The organism is Tardiphaga sp. P4_G1, assembly GCF_056401215.1.
Window position 1 is genome coordinate 214,254 of the sequence record NZ_JBFUJU010000006.1, and the last position, 19,896, is coordinate 234,149.

Sequence of the window (19,896 nt, forward strand, 5' to 3'; positions counted from 1 at the left end):
CTTTACGGTTAGATACACCGCAGATGGTGGCGCGACCACAACAAGGCTGGCACAGTCCACCGGTGCAACAGGCGCGTGTAGAAATGAACGGGGATGACATGCAGGGGATGAAGGCTAGTCGATGACGGATGATTCGCGACCTCGCATGGATGCCGCGCGGGCTGCCGTCCTGATGGAGCCGCTGACCGAGCTCGCCGCGCAGGCCGGCGCCGCCATCCTCAAGGTCAACCGCACTGTCATGACCGTGGATGGCAAGGCCGACGGCTCGCCCGTGACCGAAGCCGATCTCGCGGCCGACCATGTCATCGGCGAAGGACTGGCCCGGCTGTTTCCGGGAATCCCGTCGCTGTCCGAAGAGCGCCTGCACCTGGCGACACCGCCTTATGCCGGCACCCTGTTCCTGATCGACCCGCTCGACGGCACCAAGGAATTCGTCGCCGGCCGCCAGGAGTTCACTGTCAACATCGCCCTGATCGTCGATGGCGCACCATTGCTCGGCATCGTCGGCGCCCCCGCCCTCGGGCTGATCTGGCGCGGGCTGGTCGGGCGCGGCGCAGAACGTGTCGAACTCGCACCAGACCTGTCCATCCGCAAGGTCACATCGATCCGGACCCGCGCAGCGCCCGCTGCGGGCGCAGCGTGGACCGCTGCGGTCAGCCGTTCCCATGGCGACCAGCGAACCGAGGCTTTCATCGCCAGCCGCCCCGGCGCTGTCAGACAGGAGTTCGGCTCGGCGCTGAAATTCTGCCGCGTGGCCGAGGGCCAGGCCGACATCTATCCGCGGCTGGCGCCAACCTGCGAATGGGATGTGGCTGCGGGCCATGCCGTGGTGGTGGCTGCAGGCGGCAAGGTGACCGACACCTTTGGCAAGGCGGTTCGCTTCGGCGGCAACCGGGAAGACTTCATCGTGCCGGAATTCATCGCCTGGGGTGACCCCACCGCGAGCGCGCGCGGCTGAACCCGCATTATTTCGCCAGGATATCCTGCACGCCCGGCCAGCGCTTGCGCGCGCCGGGCAGATATTTGGCCGGTGCCGCAGCAAAGGCATCGCGGGTTTCCTCCCGGCCGAACAGGTAAAGGCGTTCGCCCGTAATGAGCCACAAACGCGGATTGCCGGCGAAGGCGACCCCGCGGGCGACATCGACGGGATCATAGCCACCGAATTGCGGACCGTAGATGTCCGGATGAGCGGCGAAAGAGGCGCGGTTGCCCTCATTGCGGAAGCGCCAGACGGTGCCCTCTTCCGACATTTCGAAGTCCGGCTGACCCAGCGTCGGGCGGCCTTCGGTGAAATAGGCCACCGGATCGAAACCGCTGATTGCGAGACCCGTATATCGGTCAGTGACCACGCGCTCGCTGGTCGCAGCCTGCGCGCCCGTCGGGACCAGAGCGGCCGCCAGCAGCAGAATCAAGGCAATTCCACGGCTCCAGCCTGACAATTCCCGCCGTTGTGCCGTCATAGTTGATACCGATAGTATAGGGAGTCGGGGACAATGACTGCAGAGTTAAACCGTGCTTCTCAGCATCCGGTTAAAGCCGCGGTCGCAAATTTGAAATACCAGGGGTTCTTTTCATGACCTTCGCATCACGCCTGGCAGCGGTCGCGCTAGCCACGTTCACGCTCGCCTTCTCGCCGGCTTCTGCGCAGCAACCACCGCGCGGCCAGGCCGCACCGGACACCTATCGGTCCGAAGAACTCATGACGGCCGGACACCGGTTTTTCGGCAATGTCTCGCGCGGCCTCGCTTCGGTGATCGAAAAGGCCGTCAGCCAGTGGGGCCTGCCGAACGGCTATATTCTCGGTGAGGAAGGCAGCGGCGCGATTGTGGCAGGCCTGCGTTACGGCGAAGGGACGCTCTATACGAAGAATGCCGGCGATCTGCGCGTCTACTGGCAGGGCCCTTCGGTCGGCTTCGACTGGGGCGGCGACGGCGCCCGCACCATGACGCTGGTCTATAACCTGCCCGCCACCCAGGCGATCTATCAGCGCTTCGCCGGTATCGACGGTTCCGCCTACATCATCGGCGGCTTCGGCATGACGGCACTGACGGCCAACAACGTCGTGCTGGTGCCGATCCGTTCGGGTCTCGGCCTGCGGCTCGGCGCCAATATCGGCTATCTCAAATATACCCCCAGCGCGACCTGGAACCCGTTCTAACCTCTTCGATCGGAAAGGCGTGCGATCAAGCGCTTCTGAACGGCTGAATAAAGGTTAACGAGGCGTTACGCTGTCTTTGCCGGCGGTGCCATGGCATGCTAACCGCTGCATTTTGAGAGCGTGGGAGCATTCGTCATGGTTGAACCGATCATGTATCTGGCGATCGGTTTTCTGATCTCGATGCTCTGCGGCCTGATGATCATGCCGCTGGTGCATAACCGCGCCGTCCGCCTCACCACCCGCCGGCTCGAAGCCGCGACGCCGCTGTCGATGGCGGAAATCCAGGCCGACAAGGACCAGCTGCGCGCGGAATTCGCGATGGCGGCACGCCGGCTGGAAATGAGCGTCGACCAGCTCAAGAACAAGACCACCAGCCAGCTCGCCGAACTCGGCAAGAAGTCCGACGCCATCAACCGCATGAAGCTTGAACTCGGCGAAAAGAACGCCACGATCTTCGCGCTGGAAGCCCGTGAAGCCGCCGTGAAGGAAAAGCTCGGCCTCACCGAGGCCGACTTCACCAGCAAGACGGAAGCGTTGCGCGCCGCCGAAAAGGCCCTGAGCGACAAGCAGAGCGAACTCGCCAAGCTGAACCACGACCTCTCGGATCGCTCCATGGTGGCCGACACCCGCCAGGTCGAGCTCATCGCCGTGCGTGCGCAGGTCGAGGAATTGAAGGGCCGTGTCGGCGATGCCGAAAAGGAATTCGCCAATACGCAGCACCGGCTGGAGCTGCAGCGCGGCGAGTCCGACACCGCAACGCGTGAACTCACTGAGGCGCGCGCGCGCGTCGAGAATCTCAGCCAGCGCGTGACTGATCTCGATCAGCAGCTCACTATTCAGGTCCGCGAAGCCGAACAGCTCGGCGCCCGCGTCACCGATCTCGAGAGCCAACTCTCGACCCAGACCAAGATCCTCGCCGAGCGCGATTTCGAGAACAGCCAGTTGCGCCAAGCTAATGAAGCCGCCGAACAGATCGCGCGCGACCTGCGCGTCGAGCTCGCCGCCATGAACGGCGCCAAGGGATCGCCCGTCATCGAGAAGCTGCGCGCCGAGAAGGCCGCGGTGGAGACCGAGCTCGCCGCCGCCCGCGAGGAGCGCGCCAAGCTGCAGCGCGACCTCAACGGCGTCCATCAGCAGGCCGAGAGCGCATGGGCCACCGAGCGGATGGAAAACGCGCTGCTGCGCGAGCGCATCAACGACATCGCCGCCGAAGTGGCCAAAATGGCGATGACACTGGAAGGGCCGAATTCGCCCATCGAGGCAATTCTGGCCGCTGAACCGGCCCCAACAGCTCAGCCGCGCCCCGCCAATGACGCAGGTTTCGCCCCCAACAGCACCCTCGCCGACCGGATCCGGGCGCTGCAGTCCCACGCCTCCCGCGCCCCGCAGCCGGGCTAAATCGCGGGCCTAGAACCCGGATTGGCCGTCCGGCCGGACGGGGAGACTTATTGTGCTGACTTGCGGCAGGGTTTGCTTGACACCCCCGCCCCCTATTCCCTAAATCGCGCCATTGACGTCAGTCCCCGCCGGGCCATTACCGCCCGGCCTTTTGGTCTGTACGGCATCCCGGGCGCATAGCTCAGCGGGAGAGCGTTCCCTTCACACGGGAGAGGTCCAAGGTTCGATCCCTTGTGCGCCCACCATTATTCCAGCATATTCAAGTACTTAGCGGCCTTATTCCCTCGAAGTGTGCCCCGGAAAAGCTGGGGCACAGCAGGGGCACACTCGTTTCGGCGCTTGATCATCGTCATGGATTGGCCGGCGCAGCTCTCTAGCCGCCAAGTTAGACTTTCGTGAAATCGGGCTTTCGCTTCTCTGCAAAGGCAGAGAAGACCTCGCGAGCTTCCGCGCTCTGAAGCCGCTCTTTGAAAAGAGCGCTCTCTTCAGCGATCCTTTCAACCATTTCCTGCTGCTCTCGCATCAAAAGCTTTGTATGGCGAAGTGCGCCCGTCGGACGCTGCGTCAAAGTCAGGGCGGCGGTGGCCGCCCTCGCACGAACGTCGCCGATAGGGACAACGGCATTGGCAAGTCCGCATTGAAGTGCGGTTGCTGCATCCATCGGCTCTCCCAACGCGAACATGGCATACGCCCTCACGTGCCCGATCCGCGAAGGGAGTAACCAACTCGAGGCGGCTTCGGGCACAAGCGCCAGATTGACGAAAGGCGTGATCAGGCGCGCATTCTCCGCCAAGTAGACCAGATCGCAATGCAGGAGCATCGTGGTTCCGACACCAACGGCGTTTCCCTGGACGGCCGCGACGAGCGGCTTGGTCGCCTTTGCTAAATTGCCGATAAAGCGAAACGCGGGACTGTCAGTGGTTTCGTTTGCCGTGGACTGGGCGGCAAAGTCCGCCAAGTCGTTGCCGGAGGTGAAGCTGTCGCCGTCGCCCTGAAACAGAACGACCTTGACGGCGGGATCCCTTTCGGATCGTTCGAGGCCTTCCGACATCGCGTCGTACATCGCGCCAGTCAGCGCGTTCTTCTTTTCGGGACGCGAGATCGTGAGCGTCATCACGCCATCGACGACATCCGTCTTCAAATGATCCGTCATGCCATCGTCCTCAGCTTGCGGCGCGCAGGGGTTCGCGGGCAGAGGCGTCGAGAAAACCGGTCAAGCGCTGGCGGATGATGCTTTCGGCGTCCGCCATGATGCGATCGATCAGTTCCTTGACGGTCGGGATGTCGTTGATGAGGCCCGCAACCATGCCGCAGCTCCAGGCGCCGGCGTCCATGTCACCGTCGACCATGACTTTCGGATACACGCCCGCCACTTCATTGATGATGTCGCCGATGACCAATGAGTCACCCTTAGCTCGTTCGGTTGCGAGCAGCCGCTCGACTCCGGCGTTATTGAGAACGCGCTCGGTATTCCTGAGCGAGCGCATCACCAGACGGGTGTCGAGTTCTGACGCCTTCACAATCGCATCCTTGACGTTCTGATGAACGGGCGCCTCTTTGGTCGCCACGAACCGGGTGCCCATGTTCATGCCCGCAGCGCCCATCGCGAGCACCGCAACCAGACTACGCGCGTCGGCCATCCCTCCCGATGCAACGAACGGGATCTTCAGCTCTTCGGCAGCGCGCGGCAGCAGAATCATGTTTGGCATGTCGTCTTCGCCGGGATGGCCGCCGCATTCGAAGCCGTCGACGCTGACGGCATCGCAACCGATCTTCTCCGCCTTCAACGAATGGCGAACGGAAGTGCACTTGTGGATGACCTTGATCCCCGCCTCTTTCAGGGCTGGCATATATTGCTCAGGGCTTCGACCTGCGGTCTCCACCGCCTTGATGCCGCCTTCCTTAATGGCGGCGATGTATTCTGGATAGGGCGGCGCGTCGAACGTCGGAAGAAATGTCAGGTTCACGCCGAACGGTTTGTCGGTCATGTCGTGACAGCGCGCGATTTCCTTCGCGAGGTTCTCGGGCGTTCTCTGCGTCAATCCGGTGATGATGCCCAGGCCACCGGCATTCGAGACGGCCGCGGCGAGTTCGGCAAAGCCTACATAGTGCATGCCGCCCTGAATGATGGGATGTTCGATCCCGAACAGGTCTGTGATCGCGGTTCTCATGATCGTCTCCGAATCTCGCTGTTTAGGTTTCTTATTATCAGTGAACGATTTCGAGCAAACCCGCTGCGCCCATCCCGCCACCGACGCACATCGTGACCACCGCGTACTTCGCCTTGCGACGACGCCCCTCGATCAATGCATGCCCCGTCAGTCGCGCGCCGGTCATGCCATAGGGGTGACCGACCGCGATGGAGCCGCCGTTGACGTTGAGCTTCTCGGGATCAATGCCGAGCTTGTCGCGGCAGTAGATGACCTGGACCGCGAATGCCTCGTTCAATTCCCAAAGGTCGATGTCGTCGATCGTGAGACCATGACGTTTGAGGAGACGCGGAACGGCGAAGATCGGCCCTATGCCCATCTCGTCGGGCTCGCAACCCGCCGAGACGAATCCACGGAAGATTCCGAGCGGCTTTAGGCCCTTTTTGGCGGCGAGCTTGTCGCTCATGACCACGGTGGCGCTGGCACCGTCCGATAGCTGGCTCGCGTTGCCGCCGGTGATCGTGTAACCGGGGCCCTTCGCGGGCTTGACCTTGGCCAACCCCTCGGCGGTGGTGTCGGGACGCGGGCCCTCGTCCGCCAAGAGCGTGATCTCGTTGTAGGAGATGGCGCCGGTCTCCTTGTTAGTCACGGCCATCGTCGTCTTGATCGGCGCCAGTTCGTCATTGAAGCGGCCGGCCTGCTGCGCGGCCGCGGTGCGGCGCTGACTTTCGAGACTGTATTCGTCCTGCGCGTCCCGAGAGATGTCGTAGCGTTTTGCGACGTTTTCGGCCGTATCCAGCATGGCGATGTAAGCGTCGCCTTTGATCGCCAGAAGCTCCGGATCGACCGCGTGCCACTGGTTCATGTGCTCGTTCTGGACCAAGCTGATGGATTCACCGCCTCCGCCGACCGCGACCTCCACGCCATCGAAGATCACCGACCGAGCGGCAAGCGCGATCGCCTGAAGCCCCGACGCGCACTGTCTGTCGATGGTGGTGCCGGCGACCGTGACGGGAAGACCGGCGCGAAGCAGAGCCTTACGCGCGATGTTCGACCCCGTCGTACCCTGCTGCATGGCGCATCCCATCACGACGTCCTCGACTTCTCCGCCAACGATGTTCGCACGTGCGAGCGCAGCCGAAATGGCGTGTCCCATCATGGTCGCACCTTCGGTATTGTTGAGCGCGCCCTTATAGGCCTTTCCGATCGGGGTGCGGGCGGTCGATACGATTACGGCTTCGGTCATTTATTATTTCCTTGGCTGGATGGGACGGGCGTGACCGCGCGTCATGCGGCGCGGGCGAATCGCATCAGATGGAAAGCGGGGTCGCCGAACTGGATGTCGATGGCGCCGATACGCTTGAAATAGTGACCGACCTTGAGCTCGTCGCTCATGCCCATGCCACCGTGCAGTTGGATCGCCTGTTCGCCGATGAAGCGCGCAGCATATCCGACCTTTGTCTTCGCGCCGGAGGCTAGCTTCGTGACATGGGCGTCGTTGGACGCCAGCGTCAGGGTTAGATGCTGCATCAACGAGACGGCTTCCTGCAGCGCGATAAACATGTCGACCATTCTGTGCTGCAGCACCTGAAACGATCCGAGGGTCACGCCGAATTGCTTGCGGGTCTTGCTGTAGTCTAGCGTCGCCGCATTCAGCTCGGTCATTGCGCCTATAGCCTCGGCACACAGTCCGCCGATGCCGCGGTCGCGACAGCTCTCGAGCGCGACGACTCCCTGGCCTTCGCGTCCGAGCAGGTTGACCGCCGGGATGCGAACATCCTTCAGCGTGACCTCGGCGGCGCGCCTGCCGTCGACCGTCCGGTAGCTTTGCATGTGTAGACCGGCCGCCCGGCTGTCGACGATGAACAGGGACACGCCGTCACGATCGCCATCTCGGCCGGACGTTCTCGCGGAGACGATCAGCCGGTCGGCCCACGGAGCACCGATCACGGCGGCTTTCGTTCCCGACAGGACGTAGTCATCACCACTTCGGTCCGCAGACACCGATACCTTGTTGAGGTTGTACCGAGATCCCGGTTCGGCCCAGGCCAACGCCCACGTCGCCTCGCCCGCTGCGATCTCGGCGAGCAATTCCCCGCGTTGGTCGTCGGTCCCCAATGCCTCGATTAGCCCTCCCGCCAGCACGACCGTCTCGAAATATGGCTCGACGACGAGGCTGCGGCCGAACTCCTGCATGACGATCATGGTCGTCAGCGGGCCGTTCCCGAGGCCGCCATATTCCTCCGCGAACGGTGCCGCCAGAAGACCGAGGTCGGCGAACTTTGCCCACACTGCGCGACTCCAACCATCTTCGCCCGCGACGATCTTCGCTCGGTCATCGAAGCCGTATTCATCCTTCAGGAACCGTTGCACGCTGTTGCGGAGCAATTCCTGGTCTTCGGTCAGTTCGATGTCCATGGACGCCTCTCCTGGTGCGGGTCAAAGACCGAGCACGGCTTTCGCGATGATGTTGCGTTGAATCTCGTTGGATCCGCCGTAGATGCTGAGCTTGCGCGAGTTGAGGTATTTTTCCGCCGACGTATGCCCATAGTCAGGCCCGGGCATGAAACGGTTCCCGCTGACGGGATGCTCTCGAAGAGCAACGCCGTAATTGCCCATCGCGCGGTGCGTGAGGTCGGTAATGCGCTGGAAGATCTCGGTGCCTCTGATCTTGAAGAGCGATGCGGCCGGGCCGGGATCGATACCGCGCGACATCTGCGCGACAACCCTCAATTCCGTCGCTTCGAGGGCCAGCACATCCAATTCGACACGGGCGATCTCACGGATGAACTCCGCGAAACTCGGATCGTCCTCGGGAATTTCCGCCCTGACGATGTCCTTGAGCCGCCGCAGGTACCGCGTCGAACGACCGATACCCGCCATGCTGGTGCGTTCGTTGCCGAGGAGGAATTTTGCGTAGGTCCAGCCCTTGTTCTCCTCGCCGATCAGATTCTCGATCGGCACCCGCACGTCCTCAAGGAAGACATCGTTGACCTCATGTGAGCCGTCGATCGTGATGATCGGCCGAACCGTCACACCCGGCGTTTTCATGTCGATCAGCAGGAACGAGATTCCTGCCTGGGGCTTCCCGGACGGATCGGTGCGGACGAGGCAGAAGATCCAGTCCGCGTGCTGCGCGAGAGTGGTCCATGTCTTGTGCCCGTTGACGACATAATGATCGCCATCACGAACCGCCTTGGTCCTGACCGAGGCTAGATCCGACCCCGAACCCGGCTCCGAGTAGCCTTGGCACCACCAGTCCTCGCCCGACAATATGCGTGGCAGGAACCTCGCCTTCTGCGCCTCCTTCCCGAACGTGTAGATGACCGGGCCGACCATCGTCACGCTGAAGGCGAGCGGAGGAAGCGTCCCCGCACGCGAGGTCTCCTGGTCCCAGATGAAGCGCTGGGTGAGAGACCAACCGGGTCCGCCATACTCCTTCGGCCAGAGCGGCGCGATCCAACCCTTCTTATGTAGGATCTTGTGCCAGAGAAGCGATTGCTCCTTGGTCAGGTCGGTCTCCGGGTTGGCGACGCGCATTTCCTTGGGGTAATGCTCCGCGATAAAGGAGCGAACCTCATCGCGGAAGGCTGCATCTTCGGCAGAGAGATTCAGCTCCATGGCAAGCTACCACTTCTCGCCAAATGGCCGGATCTCGTGCTCGAACGTCCATGCGTCACGCGGCTGCTGGTAAAGTGCCCAGTAAGCCTCGGCGACAGCAGCCGGCCGCATCAAACGGTTCGGATCGAGGTTTTCCATCGCCTTCGGCCCTTCGCGGCTGGTGATCAGCTGCCGCACCCATTCCGTATCCACGCTCGAGTCGATGATCAGGTGCGCGACGTGAATGTTCTTTGGGCCGAGCTCCCTGGCCATCGATTGCGCAACGGCTCGGAGACCGAACTTGGCGCTGGCAAAAGCGGCGAAACCGTTGCCGCCCCGCAGGCTTGCCGTCGCGCCCGTGAAGAAGATGTTGCCCTTTCCGCGCGCCAGCATCGCCCGCGCCGCCTCGCGGCCGGCCAGGAAGCCGGAGTAACACGCCATCTCCCAGACCTTGCGGAACACACGTTCGGTCGTCTCCACGATCGGAAAGTTGACGTTAGCACCGATGTTGAAAACACAGATCTCCAACGGCGCATGGGCGTCGGCGTCGGCGATGAATTTCACCATCTCCTCTTCCTTGCGCGCATCGAGAGCACGCCCAAATACGGTGCCCCCCGCGGCCTCGATCTCCTTGATCAGCGGCTCGAGCTTCTCGCCCTGGCGGCGCCCCACGAAGACCGTGAAACCTTCCGCAGCGAATTTCTTGGCGATCTCGCCGCCGATGAAGTCACCTGCGCCAACGACGGCTACTGTTGCATTGCGTTTTTTCAACTGAGTTCTCCCGGATGCGAGTACGCGGCGGCGAACGCCACCGCAATCTGCTTAGCTGCGCAGCGATTCCGCCAGCTTGTGCTTCAGAATCTTGCCCGTGGATGTGGCCGGCAGCGCCGGCAGCACGATGATCTCCGACGGGCGCTTGTAGGATGTGAGCTGAGGGCTGACATGCGCCATCAGATCGGAGGCCGTTGTCTCGGTCCCCTGAAGAAGCTGCACAAAGGCGACGACCTCTTCGTTACCGTCCACCGGGCGCCCCACGACCGCACACTGCACGACCGAGGCATGCGTACTCAACACCGCTTCGATCTCGGCGGGGTAGACGTTGAAGCCCGAGCGGATGATCATTTCCTTGGTGCGGCCGACAATGAAGAGACAATCCCCCTCGAAGCGGGCCAGATCGCCGGTGTTGAACCAGCCATCCGGATCGATCGCCTTCGCGGTCAGATCCGGCGCCCGATAATAGCCGCGCATCACATTCCGCCCGCGGACATGGAGCTCGCCGACCTCGCCGGCAGTCTTGTGCGATCCGTCGAGACCCACAATCCTGGCCTCGACACCAGGCAGCAGCGGGCCAACCGCCTGATCGTCGCGCGGCGCATCAATGCGCACGCCGGATAATCCGGGTGAGCACTCGGTGATGCCATAGCCGTTCAACAGTGAGAGCCCGAGTTCGCGCTCGACGCGCGACTTCAGGTCCAGGTCGAGCGGCGCACCTGCGACCGCAATAAGACGCAACGAGCCTCGATCGAGCTTGCTCAAACCGGTAACCGATTTGTATTCCAGCAATCGCTGATAGGTCGCCGGCACGCCATTCAGGATCGTGATGCCTTCGTCCGAGATCGCCTTTGCCAGTGCGGCCGGATCATACTTGCTTGCCAACCGGACGGGCGCACCCGTCATCAAGGTCATCACCAGCAACGAAATGCCGACGATGTGCGAGATCGGGAGAACGATGTACTGCTTGTCGTCTGGCGTCATGCGACGGATGTCGGCCGTGGTCTTGGCGCTGAACAGCAGATTCTCGTGCGTCAGCATCACGCCTTTGGGCGTGCCGGTCGTACCCGACGTATAAATGAGAACGGCCACCTGATCTTTCGGGCTGTCCTCCACTCGCTCGGGTGACGTGCCCTCGTTGAGAGCGGTAACGGCCACCTCCGATAGCGGGCCGATCCGATGCGTTTGGGCTTCATACCGCGCGGCATGGCTCGCAGCTTCCTTGGACACGCCGACCGTCAGAAGCACACGGCGTGCGCCGCTGTGATCCCTGATCTGATCCAGCTCACGAGCGGACAGCCGTGGATTGACGACGATCGCCCAGACATTGAGGCGACTTGCCGCGAGCAGCAGACCTGCGAGCGGAATGCTGTTTTCGCTGACGATCATCAGGCGGTCGCCGGGCCTGATGCCGAGCTTGGTGAGGTCAAAGGCAATATCCGCGACGGCCTTATGCAACTGACCATAGGTCATGCTGTCCCCGTCGTCGATCAACGCTATCCGATCGGGTGTTTCGACAGCATGGCAATCAATGACCTGGTCGATGCGGCGCGGCAACGCGGAAAGTATGCGCGCTGCCTCATCGGTTTCCACCGTCTTCAACATCTTCGTCCTCCCGGGAAAAGAGCCGCTTGGTCGCAGCTTCTGGATTGTATGGTCAGGTAACCTAGGCCGTCCTCGTTTTCAGGAAAGAAGCCTGCTCAACGATCGCCTCTTCCACATCCCTGAGACTGTCCTTGCCGAAGAATATCTCGTTGCCGACGAAGAACGTCGGCGACCCGAACGACCCGCGAGCAACCGCGTCATTCGTGTCCTTGATGAGTTTCTGCTTGACGTCGTCCTGCTGCGCCCGCGCGATCAACCTGTCGATGTCGATGCCGGAGGACTTGAAGGCCGCGGCGAAGACTTCGGGGTCGTCCATCTTCTTCGGCTCTTCCCACATATGGTGGTAGGCCGCCCTAAAATACGGATCGAACACACCTTCGAACTTAGCCGCGACAGCGCCGCGCATGAGCATAAGCGTGTTGACCGGGAAGAACGGATTGCTGTTGAACTTGGTGATACCGTGGCGCCGGATGAAGCGCTCGGACTCCAGCCTCTGATATTCAGGCTTGTTCTTGATGCCGCGCAACGACTCCGCAGGCGACATATTACCGGTAGCTTTGTAAATCCCGCCCAGCAGGACCGGAATATATTGAAATTTGACCTTGGTGCGTTGCTCGATACCCGGGAGTGCGGCTTCGGCGAGATAGGCGTTCGGGCTGCCGAAATCGAAATGGAATTCCGGCTGTGATCGATCGGTCAACGGCGCCTCCCCTTTTATCTTGATGGGCACGATCAAATGTCCGCCCCGACCGAACGCTAGAGTTCTATTTTAGAACTGTCAACGGCGAAACCTGCTTTGAAACCGGAACGACGACAACGGTATTGTTTTGAGGTCCATGCCAAAATAGAATGCGCGGAATGGGAATGCCGGAGACGTGGGATGAAATGGGATTCGCTTGAGGAAGAGCCGTGTTCGCTGGCCCGCACCGTCTCGGTGATTGGCGACCGCTGGACGCTTATGATTTTGCGTGAATGCTTCCTGCGCAAGCGTCGCTTCGACGCCTTCCAGACATCGCTGGGAATTACACGGCACCTGCTCGCCGACCGCCTCAAGAAGCTGGTTCGATTCGGTGTGCTCCGGCGCATTCCCTATATGGATGCACCCAAGCGATACGAGTATATTTTGACCCAGAAGGGACTGGACCTTTACCCGATCATCATGTCGGTCGTTCATTGGGGTAACATCCACATGGTCGACTCGCGGGGGCGACCGATGCTTCACGAGCACAAGTCATGCGGCAAGCACTTCGATCCGCTCATGATCTGCTCGGAATGCGGCGAGCCGGTGCTTGCGAAGGAAGTCCACGTCCATCCGGGGCCTGGCGCTCGCGAAACGGCAATGCCGAGGACGCAGATTGCCAAGACACAGGTTAAGGTGCAGGCGCCGAAAGCCACCGCTTCCAGGGCAAAACGCGCCTGAGGCCAAGTCCGGACGAAGAACAAGCCGGACTTGGCGACGACTGCGTTACTCCGAGCTCGCGTCCAGAAGACCGCCGAACTGGTCCCAGGAATTCCCGTTCCAGCGCTGCAGCTGAAGCTGGGTATAGGCCATGCTATTCTGCGGTCCGGTATTGATAGTAATTCCCGGCATCAACGTCGGCAGGGACAGGCCCCGAATATTGCGTGCCTGCTTCACGATATTCTCGCGGGAATAATCGCCAGCGCATTGTTTCAGAACCTGCTCCAGGATCTGGCCCTGCTCCGTGCCATACACATAGTTCGCATCGCCAATGTCGGCACCGGGCAGATATTTCGCGAAGTGGGCTTTGTACCACTGGACCCCGGGATCATCCGCCCATTTGCTGTCGCTCGGATCCTTTGCGATGGTCGCCGCGACGATACCGATCGCCTTGTCGGGTCCTGCAGGCACGATTGTCGACGAGACCGAGCTTGAGACGTAGTTGATCAGGAACAGCGGCTTCCAGCCTATTTCGGACGCTTTCTTGATCGCCTGCGCGGCGAATTTCGGCGTGCCGGCAACCAGGAACGCTGCCGCGCCCGAGGCTTTCAGATTCACCACATGGGAGTCGATGGTGGGCTCACTCAGTTCATATGCGGATGCCACGACCTTCTTGTCGAAAGCGTCCTTGAAATACGCCTTAAACGCCGCGAGGAAGTCCTTGCCGAGATCGTCGTTCTGATACAATAGCGCGATCTTCGCATCCGGCAGCACCTTCGAGATATATTTGGCGTAGATCTTTCCCTCGGTGTCGTAGCTGGGCAGGCCCGTCGTCGTCATCGGGAATTCTTTGAAGTTCGTGAACTTGTTGACGCCGCTCACCACGAACAGGTGCGGGACCTTCTTCGCGTTGACGTATTTGATCGTCGCTCCAATTCCAGGCGTGCCCTGCGGGCCGAACAGGAACGCAACTTCGTCGCTCTCAACCAGCTTGCGCGTTTGTTCGACCGTTTTCGGCGGGCTATAGGCGTCGTCATAGGTAACGAGATTGATCTTCTTGCCGCCGATGCCGCCGCGATCGTTGATCGAGTTGACATAGGCAATGAGCCCCTTGCCGGTATTGCTCAAGGGCGACGCAGGTCCGCTGAACGGAAAGGTCGCACCGATTTTGATTTCGGTATCCGTGACGCCGACTGTCTCGGCTCGCGCCTGCAGTCCGAACAGCGTCGCTGCCATTGCAACGCCAACAAACATTCTTCTCATCATTGTCCGCTCCCTCCAGTGCCGCAAGCTTGACTGCCTGCCATTTAAAATTCTCGAATGAAGAGCTCTCGCCAACGTCGCCGAGCGAAACAGCCCTGCACATGACCCATCGGTGACAGCGACATGCGCCCGGATCGGCCATCCCCGGGGTGCCGTAGCTCGTCAGGGCAGAGGCCGGCCAAGCCCGGCGCTGCTGCGTCGTTCAAACCCGGCAGCCCTCGAAATGAGTTTGGCTATCGATCGATGGGCCGATGACGCGCGATCCCACCGCACCGATCACCGTGCCACGTGGCGCCGCGCGCGGCATGCACCGCCATTGGGATCGCAAACCATCAACGCTGTCGTGATCCGGCGCATCATATCCTCCCCTGGCTCGCCGCAATGATCACGGCGGCGTGCAATCATTCGATCGCAATTATTAGTCCATAATCTTGGTGATCAAGGTCAGTTCTTTTAAAGAACTTGTCAATCGCCAAATTGTCGCCGCGCAAGTGGAAGCTGACGCGACGCCGCCCGTCGATGAGACGGGGCTGGATCGGACGCTAGGTTTTCCGATCTGCGATTGCCTGCTTTGCAAGGTCGACCCAGATCGGCGCTTCCCGCTCATAGAGTTCGCGTGTCGCCTGCATCGACATCGGTCCTTCATCGATCCCGAAGGTCGCGAACATGGTCCTGACCTTTTCGGTCTGCGCCGCCTGCATGATGAGATCCGACAGGCGTTCGGCAATGGCCGTTGGCGTACCGGTGGGCACCGCACAGCATTGATAGGTCAGCAGTCCGAAGAGCGGCGAATCCGCCCCCTGCTCGGCAAACGTCCTGACTTCCGGGAAGGTCGTGAGCCGCTTCCGTGGCACGGCGACGACTGCACCCGCCCCGCTCTGTAGGACGGGCTGCGCGCCAACGATCGTACCGATACCGCCGTCGACCGTCTGTGCCAGCATGTCGGTGAACATCGGCGCCTCGCCGCGATAGTGGATCGGCTCGATGTTCAGGCCATATTGCTTGTTGAGCGCGAGGATCGTGAGGTGCGGAGGTGAGCCGACCCCGAACGTTCCGAGCGTCATGCGCCCCGTCGCGCGCGCATGGCGAACGACGCCGTCGAGGTCGGTGATGCCCAGCTGCTTGCGCGTGATGAGCGGCAGTCCACCCGTCGGCATCGCCGAAACCAGCTGAAAATCCTTATCCGTGTCGTAGGCAAGATCCTTTACCAGCACGCGGTTCACGGTCATCGCGCCAGACGTATTGAACAGGATGGTATAGCCGTCCGGCGCTGCCCGCTTGACCTCGGCCCCGGCAATCGAACCGAGCGCGCCGGTCTTGTTCTCGACGATCACCGGCACGCCGGTCTGGCTTCCGATGAACTCGGCATACATCCGCGCATAGACGTCGGTCTGTCCGCCCGGGGCGAAGCCGACGACGATCCTGATCGGTCGCTGCGGCCAGGTGTCCGCCGCCGATCGTGCGATCGACGGGAATGCAACGGTGGACGCCGTTGCGGCCAAGAAAGACCGGCGCGTTATTTTCATTCTTCATCCTCCCTCTGATAGGCGTCGTCATTTTTCCGTCCGCGTCATTGAGGCCTGTTCGGCTGCGGATCGTCGTCTTGAGGCCGGGCGCAATTTCGCTTACGCGCGGCCAGCGTCGCCGGTGTTACGCTGCAACGCCGCCCGGTCTTGTCGGAGCGATCAGCCCGGCTTGTTGGCCGCCGAGGCATCCCGATAGGCGGGGCGATTCAGCACACGGTCGAGATAAGGCGTCGCGCTGTCGCAGATCGCCACCTGATAATCGATGGCCCAGGTCAGACACGTGGTCAGCAGGATGTCTGCGGTGGTGAACTGTTCGCCCAGGAGATATTCCCGCCCGTCGGACAGCGCGGCATCGACGTGCTTCAACTGCTTCCGGAAATACTCCGCAGCCTGGGCGACAACGCCCGGTGCATCACCATAGATGTGAGACAGTCCCTTGATCTGCCCATGCCGCCTCATAACGTACAGGCTCGTGGAATCCAGTTCGGTGACGATGAAGAAACACCATTCGAGCCACTTCGCGTAAGTCTCGGAGTCTTTCGGAATGAGGGAGGCGGCCTGGTCGGGATAGGTCTTGGCTAGATAGGCGATGATCGCAGCGCTCTCGCCGATGACGAGCGTGTGGTCCTGCAACAGCGGCACCTTTTGCCGGGGATTGAGGGCCGTATATTCGGGCGTTTCGGTCTCCCCCGTCCGCGGCAGGATCGGCTTTCGGGTATAGGGGAGCTTCAATTCATGAAGCGCCCAGTGAGGTCGGATGGTCCGGCTGGTGCCAACGCCCCACAACACGAGTTCCGGGTTCATCACCATTTCTCCGCAGCCGGCCGAAGATCGAGTTCATGCGTCCATCCGTCTCGCTTCTGCGCATGGGCGAACCAATAGGCTTCCGCAATCGACGCCGTCGTGGTGAGGCTGTCGGGCTGGCGGGCTGCAGGATCCAGGCCCCGGCTCCTCATCCGTTCATGGATCGCCTCGCTGTCGACGCCGGCATCGATCAGCAGGTGCACGACGTGGATGTTCTTCGGTCCGAGCTCTCGCGCCATGGCCTGCGCGACGGCCCGCAGACCGAATTTCGCTGCCGAGAAAGCGGCAAAGCCGCTGCCGCCGCGCATGCTGGCCGTCGCGCCGGTGAACAGCATCGTGCCGGCGCCGCGCGGCACCATATGCTTCGCTGCCTCACGTCCCACCAAGAAGCCGGCATAGCAGGCTAGTTCCCAGGCCTTGAAGAACAGCTTCCCGGTCGTTTCGAGCAGTGGCTTCTGCACATTGGATCCGGCATTGAACAGACACACCGCGATGGCGCCCATCTCATCTTCGACCGTCTGGAACAGCCGCTGCACTTCTTCCTCGTTGCGCGCGTCGATCGATCTGGCGTGGACGTCGTGGCCCTGTGCGCGCAGCTCCTCGACCAGGCCCGCAGACTTTTCAGCATCGCGCCGCGCGATACAGATCGCGTATCCCCCCTGTGCGAATCGCCGCGCGACGGCCGCGCCAATTGCATCCCCCGCTCCCACCAGGAGCGCCACCTGCTTCTTGTCAGTCATGTCAACGTCCCTCGCCTTCAATTCGGACGACCTTCGACAGGGTCATTTCCGTGATTGCCGCATCGTCGAATCCAAGATCACGCAGGATCTCCCGACTATGCTCGCCAATGCGTGGTGCCGGCCCGCCTATGGCCGCCGGGCGCTCTTCGAACCGGGCCGCAGGTTTCGGCTGACGGACGCGGCCGACGGACGGCTGCTCGAACTCTTCGATGATGCCGCGCGCCACCACCTGCTCGTTGGCGACGATCTCGCTACGGCGCAGCACCGGTGCACATGGCACGTCCGCGGTGTCCAGCCTGGTAAGCCATTCGGCCGTGGTCCGGGTGGCGATGTATTCCTGCATCTTGTTGATGCGCGCGGTGGCATTGACCGAGCGCCCCGCAGGCGTCGCGAACCTCTCGTCCTTGACGAGCTCGGGGTCGTCGGTGGCGCCGCAGAAGCCCTGCCACTCGGAATCCGAGATCGTGCCCGCGGTGATATAGCCGTCCACAGTCTTGAAGATCAGATCGGGGCGATCATTAGGATCCGGCGACGAGGCCTCCGCGCCGACGACGGTGTGTTGCATCATGCCTTCAGGCCACAGGAACGACAGCATGGCGTCCAGCATCGCGACCCGAATGTGATCGCCGCGTCCAGTCTTCTCGCGCGCATAGAGCGCCGAGGACACGGCCTGTGCCGTCAGCACTGCCGTCGTCTTGTCCGCGACGATGGTCCGTATCATCTGAGGTCGGTTGGTGCCGGCCTGCGACTGGATGTCGGCGAAACCCGATAGCCCCTGGACGATCGGATCGTAGACGCGTTTCTTGGCGTACGGCCCGGTTTCACCGACCCCGCTGATCGAAACGTAGATGAGGCGCGGATATTGCGCCCGGAGTTCGTCGGCTCCCAACCCGAGACGCTCCATCGTACCCGGGCGAAAGTTCTGCACGAGGACATCGGACTGAGCGATGAGCTTCTTGACAATCCGCGCACCGGCTTCGCTTTTGATATCGAGCGAGATCGAGCGCTTGCCTCGGTTCGACGAGATGAACAGCGCCGAGAACTGCCCGGCCTTGTCGATGGCTGCCCGGCTGCGGCGCGTGATGTCACCGCCCAGCGGCTCGATCTTGATGACCTCAGCGCCTTGGTCCGCCAAGAACATGGTTGCAAATGGACCCGACACGACGCTGGTCAGATCAAGTACGCGAACTCCCAAAAGAGGCCCTGGCATGCGTTCCATTCCCACTGCATTCGGCGCACGACGCACCGTTGAGTGGATCTGTTAGAAGAACGCGGGCGACCAGGCTTGCCAGATAGTGCCGGATCTACGTGAAAGCGACATTGCTTTCCGACTTTGCTAATGCCGCACCGCGGCGCGAAAGCCCGACGGACAAAGACCAGTGTGCTGTTTGAATTTCGTCGTGAAATGTTGCGAATGGCTGAAGCCAACTGCAAGGCCAATTTCCGTCAGCGAACACTTCTCACTAGTAATAAGGTATTTGGCGCGCTCAATGCGCCGACCGATGACATACTGATGCGGGGTATCACCGGTACTTTCGGAAAATGCCCTAATGAAATGTCGAGTGCTCAATCCGACCAGCGAAGCCATCTCCATCAATCCGATCGACCGACCGAGGTTTTCCTCGACGAACTCGGAGATCCTTTTAAGATTGCACTGGGTGAGACCGCCTCGGTTGCCAAGCGGCGTCTTGGTGCCGCTCATCCGCTTTAGAACAGCGAGTGTCTGGATTGCCCAGCCCTCTGCCATCATCGCATAGACATCGTCGTCATGATGCGGCTCGCTGCACAGTTCTTCCAGTCCGAAGGCGATTGCGGGGTTATCGAACCCCAGTCTCGGCGCTGCCGCAAAGCTTGGAAGTCGTTCCGATATGAACGTCTGGTCGAAGAACACGACTGTATAATCCGACTTTGCCGATGTGACGGTGAATTCGCCATCGATCTCCAAGCCAGCCGGATAGACGGCCAAGTTGCCGGCAAGTTGCTGGTCGAACGACTGACCATCCATCTTGCCGCGCAGCTTCCGCGCACCCCTCCTATAGAAGAAGAGCGCTAGTTCTGGCTGCTTGAAATGCCATTGAACCTGCTTCGACACGTCCCTGCGGAAGCTTTCAATCCGGATTACGGGCGTGCGGACGACGGTGTTAGACAGCACGCGACCGCCGACGATCCTGATGAATTCTCCATTCTCGGATACATTGCTCATGCGACTGTCTCCCCTGCGCGTCGATGCACAACTCGCTCGGCAACCGCAACGCCTGGATGGCTCGAGATGAGGATGCTGTTTCCACGCGACCGGGCACAACATCGCTCCGTCGGAAGTCCATCGGACTTCGCGGACAGACCGCGCATCTATTTCCTCCCGACGGTCATTCAGCCGTCTTTGACAATCGGCTCAAGCGGAGACGATCCTGCCTTGCAGCCTCTTGCCCGAAGATTATAGTTCTATTTTAGAACTGTCAATTTTCGAACAGTGCACGACGGG

At 61.4% G+C, this 19,896-nt stretch carries 19 protein-coding genes and 1 tRNA gene; 5 read left to right on the plus strand and 15 right to left on the minus strand.

Annotated elements, in window-relative coordinates; translation table 11 throughout:
- Positions 1-121 precede the first annotated feature (121 nt).
- Positions 122-958, plus strand: a complete 837-nt coding sequence (gene cysQ / locus AC1DUY_RS16335) for a 3'(2'),5'-bisphosphate nucleotidase CysQ (RefSeq protein ID WP_120288929.1) — start codon at positions 122-124, stop codon at positions 956-958.
- Between the two features lie 7 nt (positions 959-965).
- On the opposite strand, the gene AC1DUY_RS16340 is transcribed toward cysQ, so the two are convergent.
- On the minus strand, positions 966-1,460 hold the full coding sequence (locus AC1DUY_RS16340) for a YHS domain-containing (seleno)protein (RefSeq protein WP_199712043.1): 495 nt from the start codon (positions 1,458-1,460) through the stop codon (positions 966-968).
- Positions 1,461-1,573: 113 nt separating this feature from the next.
- On the opposite strand from AC1DUY_RS16340, the gene AC1DUY_RS16345 reads away from it, so the two are divergent.
- The 3 genes from AC1DUY_RS16345 (at position 1,574) to AC1DUY_RS16355 (ending at position 3,801) form a co-directional block, all read left to right on the plus strand.
- On the plus strand, positions 1,574-2,158 hold the full coding sequence (locus tag AC1DUY_RS16345; protein WP_089267524.1) for a DUF1134 domain-containing protein: 585 nt from the start codon (positions 1,574-1,576) through the stop codon (positions 2,156-2,158).
- Positions 2,159-2,293: 135 nt separating this feature from the next.
- Positions 2,294-3,556 carry a coiled-coil domain-containing protein gene (locus AC1DUY_RS16350; RefSeq protein ID WP_231077695.1) on the plus strand — a complete coding sequence of 421 codons (1,263 nt, stop codon included), beginning with the start codon at positions 2,294-2,296 and terminating at the stop codon, positions 3,554-3,556.
- A 170-nt stretch (positions 3,557-3,726) separates the two neighbouring features.
- Positions 3,727-3,801 (plus strand) — tRNA-Val (locus AC1DUY_RS16355).
- A gap of 140 nt (positions 3,802-3,941) precedes the next feature.
- Here AC1DUY_RS16355 and AC1DUY_RS16360 read toward each other — a convergent pair.
- The 8 genes from AC1DUY_RS16360 to AC1DUY_RS16395 all read right to left on the minus strand — a co-directional run bounded on the left by AC1DUY_RS16360 (position 3,942) and on the right by AC1DUY_RS16395 (position 12,418).
- Positions 3,942-4,709 carry an enoyl-CoA hydratase gene (locus AC1DUY_RS16360; RefSeq protein ID WP_478115596.1) on the minus strand — a complete coding sequence of 256 codons (768 nt, stop codon included), beginning with the start codon at positions 4,707-4,709 and terminating at the stop codon, positions 3,942-3,944.
- A 10-nt stretch (positions 4,710-4,719) separates the two neighbouring features.
- Positions 4,720-5,727: an NAD(P)H-dependent flavin oxidoreductase gene (locus AC1DUY_RS16365; RefSeq protein WP_231081176.1), complete on the minus strand. Its 1,008-nt coding sequence runs from the start codon at positions 5,725-5,727 to the stop codon at positions 4,720-4,722.
- 37 nt (positions 5,728-5,764) lie between these two features.
- Positions 5,765-6,952: an acetyl-CoA C-acyltransferase gene (locus AC1DUY_RS16370; RefSeq protein ID WP_175365715.1), complete on the minus strand. Its 1,188-nt coding sequence runs from the start codon at positions 6,950-6,952 to the stop codon at positions 5,765-5,767.
- Between the two features lie 41 nt (positions 6,953-6,993).
- On the minus strand, positions 6,994-8,124 hold the full coding sequence (locus AC1DUY_RS16375) for an acyl-CoA dehydrogenase family protein (protein ID WP_116660943.1): 1,131 nt from the start codon (positions 8,122-8,124) through the stop codon (positions 6,994-6,996).
- 21 nt (positions 8,125-8,145) lie between these two features.
- Positions 8,146-9,327, minus strand: a complete 1,182-nt coding sequence (locus AC1DUY_RS16380; RefSeq protein WP_120288904.1) for an acyl-CoA dehydrogenase family protein — start codon at positions 9,325-9,327, stop codon at positions 8,146-8,148.
- Between the two features lie 6 nt (positions 9,328-9,333).
- The gene (locus tag AC1DUY_RS16385; RefSeq protein ID WP_089267531.1) at positions 9,334-10,077 is read right to left on the minus strand and encodes an SDR family NAD(P)-dependent oxidoreductase; all 744 of its coding nucleotides are present in this window, start codon (positions 10,075-10,077) and stop codon (positions 9,334-9,336) included.
- 51 nt (positions 10,078-10,128) lie between these two features.
- Positions 10,129-11,682, minus strand: coding sequence for a class I adenylate-forming enzyme family protein (locus AC1DUY_RS16390; RefSeq protein WP_441231904.1), 1,554 nt, complete (start codon positions 11,680-11,682; stop codon positions 10,129-10,131).
- A gap of 61 nt (positions 11,683-11,743) precedes the next feature.
- Complete coding sequence (locus AC1DUY_RS16395; protein ID WP_439079878.1) at positions 11,744-12,418, minus strand: 2-hydroxychromene-2-carboxylate isomerase; 675 nt, start codon at positions 12,416-12,418, stop codon at positions 11,744-11,746.
- Between the two features lie 144 nt (positions 12,419-12,562).
- Here AC1DUY_RS16395 and AC1DUY_RS16400 point away from each other — a divergent pair, with 144 nt between their 5' ends.
- Positions 12,563-13,102 carry a winged helix-turn-helix transcriptional regulator gene (locus AC1DUY_RS16400; RefSeq protein WP_478115600.1) on the plus strand — a complete coding sequence of 180 codons (540 nt, stop codon included), beginning with the start codon at positions 12,563-12,565 and terminating at the stop codon, positions 13,100-13,102.
- A 45-nt stretch (positions 13,103-13,147) separates the two neighbouring features.
- Here AC1DUY_RS16400 and AC1DUY_RS16405 read toward each other — a convergent pair whose 3' ends face one another.
- The 6 genes from AC1DUY_RS16405 to AC1DUY_RS16430 form a co-directional block, all read right to left on the minus strand.
- The gene (locus AC1DUY_RS16405; protein WP_374725680.1) at positions 13,148-14,347 is read right to left on the minus strand and encodes an ABC transporter substrate-binding protein; all 1,200 of its coding nucleotides are present in this window, start codon (positions 14,345-14,347) and stop codon (positions 13,148-13,150) included.
- A 539-nt stretch (positions 14,348-14,886) separates the two neighbouring features.
- Positions 14,887-15,870, minus strand: coding sequence for a Bug family tripartite tricarboxylate transporter substrate binding protein (locus AC1DUY_RS16410; RefSeq protein ID WP_439057594.1), 984 nt, complete (start codon positions 15,868-15,870; stop codon positions 14,887-14,889).
- Between the two features lie 159 nt (positions 15,871-16,029).
- Positions 16,030-16,674, minus strand: coding sequence for a glutathione S-transferase family protein (locus AC1DUY_RS16415; RefSeq protein ID WP_176454722.1), 645 nt, complete (start codon positions 16,672-16,674; stop codon positions 16,030-16,032).
- Positions 16,674-17,414, minus strand: coding sequence for an SDR family NAD(P)-dependent oxidoreductase (locus AC1DUY_RS16420; protein ID WP_309946835.1), 741 nt, complete (start codon positions 17,412-17,414; stop codon positions 16,674-16,676). The genes AC1DUY_RS16415 and AC1DUY_RS16420 overlap by 1 nt, the downstream gene beginning before the upstream one ends.
- A 1-nt stretch (position 17,415) precedes the next feature.
- Positions 17,416-18,624: a CaiB/BaiF CoA transferase family protein gene (locus AC1DUY_RS16425; protein ID WP_309946837.1), complete on the minus strand. Its 1,209-nt coding sequence runs from the start codon at positions 18,622-18,624 to the stop codon at positions 17,416-17,418.
- Positions 18,625-18,750: 126 nt separating this feature from the next.
- Positions 18,751-19,617 (minus strand): helix-turn-helix domain-containing protein, encoded by an 867-nt coding sequence (locus tag AC1DUY_RS16430; protein WP_175368236.1) that lies wholly within the window; start codon positions 19,615-19,617, stop codon positions 18,751-18,753.
- Positions 19,618-19,896 lie beyond the last annotated feature (279 nt).